We start from the raw sequence: 6,015 nt of genomic DNA, 5'->3' as shown, positions 1-6,015 counted from the left end.
TTGCCGATGCTCGGTAGCCATGTTCCTTCTTACTACTTGAGAAAAGAATATTATGTGAATGCAAAATTGCTGTGCGTTCTAATTCCTTTTGCCAATCAGTTGAAGCACCATAGTCTAATGCACTCGCCACATTCTGACTGCGAACATATCCTCTCCACTGGTTTGCTGAGAGCACATCCATGTTCTTTGCCACCGAAGCGAAGCCCACATAACCATTATATTGCAAACTATTCTGCTCACGTTCTCCACCTTGTCGGTTGGTTGTTACAATAATAACACCATTGGCACCACGGCTTCCATAGATTGCCGCAGCAGACGCATCTTTCAATACATCCATACTAACAATCTCAGAAGGTTGTACAGAATTGAAGTCAACTCCAGGCACTCCATCTACTACAATCAATGGACCATTGCTGGCAGATAACGACGTTCCACCACGTAATCTGAGACTGGATCCAGACTCAACTGCACCACTACTCTGCACAACTGAGAGTCCCGCCACCTTGCCTTGAAGCATCTGTTCCGTGCTCGTTATTACTCCTTTACGCAGGTCTTTGGCATTAACCGTGGCTATAGAACCTGTGAGATCACTCTTCCGCATCGTACCATAACCGACGCCAACAACAACGGTTTCATCCAGGGTTTTAGCGTCTTCATTCAATGTAATGCGTAGTCCTGTACCAGCTTTTACATGTTGTGACACATAACCCACATACGAAACGTCGAGCGTCGCTCCTTGTTTGCAAGGCAAACTAAACTTTCCTTCAAAGTCTGTTATTGCTCCCCCACCGCCTCCTACAACTTTTATTGTGGCCCCAATCAGTGGATCTTGATTTGCATCGACTACTCTTCCTGTAGCCGTTATGGTCTGTGCGTGTGCTACATTACACACAAGCAACAGCATCAGTGCCATGAAAACACCATATATTTTGTTTGACTGAATGTATTTCATAAGGTTTCAGAATAATATAATTTCAATGATAGAAATAAACAACATCATTTTATTTATCAGGCGTAATCAGAGGAATTGTCGTGTCGACAACAGTCTGTCCATTAGCCTTTGCAACAATAATATGCAATGTTGTGGCTTCAATGCCTTTGAGTTCTTTTTGTAAATTGACCGTAGCCTGACGTTTATCACGCACTCCAAGCATTGTTCCTGTGATGGTCTTTGTGCCTGCTGTAATCGTAAACTTAAGGTCACCGGCTGTACGTTCGTTATATTCTCGCGTCAAAGTTAGAATGTCTTTGCCACTTACACGAGAAGGAAACAGCGAGAAAACTGGGTCAGGATAGGGCACCGCCATACCTGCTTTTTGCATCTGATCGCCACTATTTGCCCCCCACTGATTAGCTCCGGCAGCATCACGAATGACGGTAACGACGAGATAATTCATGTTCTCCAATTCGAAAGCGGCTTTCTTATCTGGGTCTGCTAAGGCTGTAGGCACACGACTACCTGCGTCATCTAAGGTATATGAATAATATTCAGATGGCACACCAACATCCCATGCATAGAGGCCATTTGAAAGCTTTCTAACTCTCGTTTTCTTTAGACAAGCAGGACGCCAAACGTCAAGTGACTGCAAAACATTCCAGTCATTAAGTCCTGAATGCACTCCAAACTGAACGAAGTTTGCATCGTTTGAAATCTCTGTTAGCGTCCTTCCACCTAATTTATATACGTCGGGATTAAAGACAATGGTCAAGGGTTCATCGAGTGTGAACTTATCCGTGAAGCCCGAACTCTTCTTTCCTGAGAAGAACTGAACACCCTTTCCACTTTCTTTAAACTCCTTAAACTCTGAGCGACTATCAGGAGCTTGGAACACCGAACTCCATTTACTGCCGTCTTTTGTCTTTAATCTTGACCAGAAACCAGGCCAATCATCTGACTCAAAAGCACTGATATTAGTATTGAAATACTGTTTCGGAACCATCTTCTTACAATAGATGTTGTTTCCCAAGTATTCCAATTTAGCAAACGAAGAAGAGTTATCGCCGTGGCCAGCATCAGGTTCTGTCGGCGTCCATGCCCACAAATAAAGGTCTACTCCAGCAGGAAACTTCACGTCAGTCATGTCATAATAGAAGGTCACTTCCTCATCACAAGTGAACACTGCAGGCACAGTCCACACCTTGGGTACACCCAAATCGGTCTCCTCTGCCATTGTCATGAGAGGACATAATAGGCCTATCAACGTCAATATATAATACTTAAAATCTTTCATGTTGTGTTGTTTTATCATTATTTAGATATTGTTTCTCCACCACAAAGCAAACACTTGGCGCTTATTCTGCCTGCATAAGGTTATAAGTATAAGAAACAAATGGTTTGCCATTCACTTGTCGTATGAGTTTAAACTCTAACGTTTTATTTGCACCTGGAACTGTAGTGATGGTGAGAGGTTGTTCTCCCGACTCACTCTTTAACAAGAGTTTAGATGCCATTCCGTCTGATTTTACAAACGGATTATCCATGGTCCATGTACCTTTTACAGGTAACAACTCGGGCGCATTCCCCTCTACTGAGAAGGTGGTTGGCTCTCCTTTGCTGTCTTGGTCCAAATGAATCACAAAGGTATCGAAGTCGAGCAGACTGGTGAGTACCATGGTCTTGGCATTTGTTTCATCGGTCTGCGTCACACTATTCAATACCCATTTACCACCAATCTTCTCGTAAAGTCGGATTGGATCAACGTAGCTTCCGTCATCAACTGTGCTACACGAACAGAGTCCCATTACTGATATTGCAATCAATAACAGAGAAATCAAAAGGTTGTTCTTTGTCCTCATAGTAATAATGGTATTAATATTGTATTCTATTTCTTATGCGAACAAAATTAGAATAAAATCATTACAACATGAAGTTTCATAAAAAATATATAACAAGAAAAATGGAAACAAATTTTAATTTAACTGATTATCAATAACTTATCGCATCGTGTTTTCGTGAAATGTATTATCATTATATTGATGATTCTCAACAAATATAACGCTCTTTTAAGGCTAAACATTGGCCAAAATCCAACTTTTCGCATCATCATGGCAGTCAAATTCCCTTTTTCTAAGACCTATTTGTCGTTGTTATTCCTGTGCCTTGAAAACATCATTTCTATGATTTCTTTGCATCATATCCTACTAAAAGCTAAACGATATCCTCCAAACGAGCCTTCAACAACAGCTGTTTCCATCTGTTAAATCCCTATATCAGGCTTGCTTCCTGACATCAATAACACAATAATTGAGGAGTTTTTTCAACACACCTCCACTCTTTCTACGTTATAAAAAGCATTCTATATTTCCATGATTCGCGCCTCAAACTGATCATTATCGACCCAAGATTTGTTCTTAACTCGCGTCTTATAGGTGTTGATTGTATGGATACTATAATTCAAAAACTTAGCAATGCGCTCCGAATCTGTTATTCCCAAGCGGATGAGTGCAAAGATTCTCATCTCTGTTGTCAATGACTTCTGCTTGTCATTTGCCTTTGTTTCGCCCTCGACAAACAGACTGTTATACCGCTCAATAAAGTTTGGGAAGAGGTTCAAGAAAGTCTTATCAAAGTCCGAAAACATAGATTTTCGTTCGGCAATCAATTCACTTTCTTTCAACGATAACCGCAAATCATGATATTGTCGGGCTACAATCTTTTGGTCAATGGTGCGATATAGCTTCTCAACATGATTGATATATTCGGCATTTGCATAAAAGGACTGCCCGATATATTCGTCTTTTATCGTGTTCACTTCACGCAAACGACCATTCATTTCCTCAAGTTCTGCCTTGCGGTTTGCAATGACATTACGCGCTTGTTTCAGCTTTTTCATCTGCTTACGCACAAACCAAGTGAACACAAGAAGGGCCAAAACAAAGAGCAAAGCGACAACCGCGGCCATAGCCAAAGCATTGCGTTGTCCCTCCATCACGCTATATCGGTCTTGCTCTATGATAGGAAGAATACCACTAACCTCTATCACACGCTGACGGGCTCCATAGAAATTGGCATTCTCAAGCGATTGTCTTACATATTCAGTTGCCCGTTGTATGTCGCCCTTTTGATAGAGTAGTCGAGCCAATGTGCAAAGGGCCGTGGTCTCACGCGTAACCGATTGGTTGTCACAGATAGCCGCTTGGGCCAAATAACCAATAGCCTCCTCATCATGTTTCTTATATAAACTCATCCAACCAAGACTCGAACTAACAATCGCCCGCATGTGATTATCGACATCTTTCCTTGCCAATAGCTGCTTGAAATACATGCTACAACGATCATAATGCCTTAGTTTCATCTCCTTCATCCCCACAGCATAGAGCCAATCCCGACTGCCCCGAGTCAGATATTGAAGTAGAGAGTCCGTGTAAACACAGCCTTTTTCAATGTAGCGATCCATGTAAGGATTGGCATGAGTGAAGTCGGCCATGTCAAAATAACACCGAGATGCCGTTGTGAAATAAAGCTTTCGAGAGGCTAATGAGGCGCGATGGATGTCAATAGTATCAAGTGTTTCGGAGGCCTCATTAAACAAACCAGCCGACAAAAGGCAAAAAACGATGTTACATTGTCCCTCAATTTGTGCGTTGATATCATGCAGTTCATGCGCCAAATGGTTCATCTTTTGTGCATAGACATACGCCGAATCATATTGATAAGAGGCATATTGCGCATAGAGTTTCCGTAGTAAATTGAAGTGAACGAAAGCCGAGTGTTTCCATGTTAGTGCACGTTTCAGCGAGTCAATCGACTTTTGTTTTTTCATCTCATATTGCGATTTATGAGACAAATCAACATCCAATTCGTCTAAAATTACCACTGAACTCCTCCGCACCGAAACCCCCATGGTCGACAAACTCAATGACCATAGGAAACAAAATAATAGCCAAACACGTGTATTTCTCTTCATTGGTAAGAATTAGTTCTATCCTTTTGACTAACTTTTTCAAGTTACTCTTACCTGCAAAGATAGGATTTTTATTTCAAAAATACAAACAAAAATGATGAAAAAGAACTTCACTTATAACGTTAATTCATATCACCCATGACATGTTTCATGCCAAACCATAACTCCACATCTATTATTTCATGCCGTGATTTGACGCTAATTACTCGATGAAATGACGCAAATCACGCGGTAAAACCATAGAGATTACTCGGTCATTTGCGTCATTTCAAAAAACAAGTTCTATCCCCTTGGCTTTTAAGGAGAAATGAATGTACACACCAAACGGATGAGAAGGCATTCCAAGTTCACTCTCTCCGCTCTAAAAAGACTTAGAGATGAGCCTCCCTTTTCCTTGCAATCACAACATAACTTGCCTTTTTCTTGCACGTTTGGGAATTTATAACGAACTTTGTATTCCATTATTTAACAATATCCTCAATGAAGATTTTCGCCGTAGACACGAACTATCTGCAACACAATAAAACGCTGTCGAGCTCGTTTTCTAAACCAGAAGCCCCTGTCATTTTTACCAAATGTGACACCGCTTTGCTGAAAGATGGTAAACCTTTCTTTATTCCCGACACGCTTGGGAACATTGAATATGAAACCGAACTCGTTGTACGCATCTGCAAATTAGGGAAGACTATCCCCACAAGATTTGCCTCACGATACTATGATGCCGTAACAGTTGGCGTGGATTTCACGGCGCGCGACCTGCAAAAACGATTGCAAGAGCAAGGTCTTCCGTGGGAGCTTAGCAAGGGATTTGATGGTGCTGCCGCGCTCGGAACCTTCGTTCCGTTAGACAAAGTGAAACCCATTCAGTGCCTTCGCTTTAGACTTGACATCAACGGCACTACGGTTCAAGAGGGCTTTTCAGGCGATATGCTCTTCAAAGTCGATGAAATCATCTCGTATATCAGCCAGTATTTCACACTGCGTACAGGCGATTTGCTTTACACTGGCTGTCCAACGGGGTGCGCACCTGTAAGGATTAACGACCATCTTGAAGGCTATATTGAAGAACAAAAGGTATTGGAATTTAATTGCAAATAACGCTGATTACATC

Annotated in this window: 5 protein-coding genes; 1 reads left to right on the top strand and 4 read right to left on the bottom strand. The window is 41.6% G+C overall.

All coding sequences use genetic code 11. From position 1 onward, the window contains the following. The 4 genes from HMPREF9420_RS09075 to HMPREF9420_RS09060 all read right to left on the bottom strand — a co-directional run. A partial coding sequence (locus HMPREF9420_RS09075) for a TonB-dependent receptor plug domain-containing protein (RefSeq protein WP_007135335.1) occupies positions 1-952 on the bottom strand: 952 nt, incomplete at its 3' end. 49 nt (positions 953-1,001) lie between these two features. Continuing rightward, a complete protein-coding gene (locus HMPREF9420_RS09070) occupies positions 1,002-2,231 on the bottom strand; it encodes a hypothetical protein (RefSeq protein ID WP_044079200.1) in 1,230 nt (409 codons plus the stop codon). 61 nt (positions 2,232-2,292) lie between these two features. After that, positions 2,293-2,796, bottom strand: coding sequence for a DUF5004 domain-containing protein (locus HMPREF9420_RS09065; protein ID WP_007135333.1), 504 nt, complete (start codon positions 2,794-2,796; stop codon positions 2,293-2,295). Between the two features lie 500 nt (positions 2,797-3,296). Further along, positions 3,297-4,763, bottom strand: coding sequence for a DUF6377 domain-containing protein (locus HMPREF9420_RS09060; protein ID WP_248628101.1), 1,467 nt, complete (start codon positions 4,761-4,763; stop codon positions 3,297-3,299). Positions 4,764-5,384: 621 nt separating this feature from the next. On the opposite strand from HMPREF9420_RS09060, the gene HMPREF9420_RS09055 reads away from it, so the two are divergent. Next, positions 5,385-6,002 (top strand): fumarylacetoacetate hydrolase family protein, encoded by a 618-nt coding sequence (locus HMPREF9420_RS09055; RefSeq protein ID WP_007135330.1) that lies wholly within the window; start codon positions 5,385-5,387, stop codon positions 6,000-6,002. Positions 6,003-6,015 lie beyond the last annotated feature (13 nt).

The organism is Segatella salivae DSM 15606 (assembly GCF_000185845.1).
GTDB lineage: Bacteria > Bacteroidota > Bacteroidia > Bacteroidales > Bacteroidaceae > Prevotella > Prevotella salivae.
The sequence above is the reverse complement of the archived record's forward strand: the minus strand, read 5'-3'. Positions and strand labels throughout refer to the sequence as shown.

Excerpts from the sequence above, each read along its gene's own strand:
- HMPREF9420_RS09070 (WP_044079200.1), bottom strand. The coding sequence starts at position 2,231 with ATGAAAGATTTTAAGTATTATATATTGACGTTGATAGGCCTATTATGT.
- HMPREF9420_RS09065 (WP_007135333.1), bottom strand. The coding sequence starts at position 2,796 with ATGAGGACAAAGAACAACCTTTTGATTTCTCTGTTATTGATTGCAATA.
- HMPREF9420_RS09060 (WP_248628101.1), bottom strand. The coding sequence starts at position 4,763 with ATGAAAAAACAAAAGTCGATTGACTCGCTGAAACGTGCACTAACATGG.
- HMPREF9420_RS09055 (WP_007135330.1), top strand. The coding sequence starts at position 5,385 with ATGAAGATTTTCGCCGTAGACACGAACTATCTGCAACACAATAAAACG.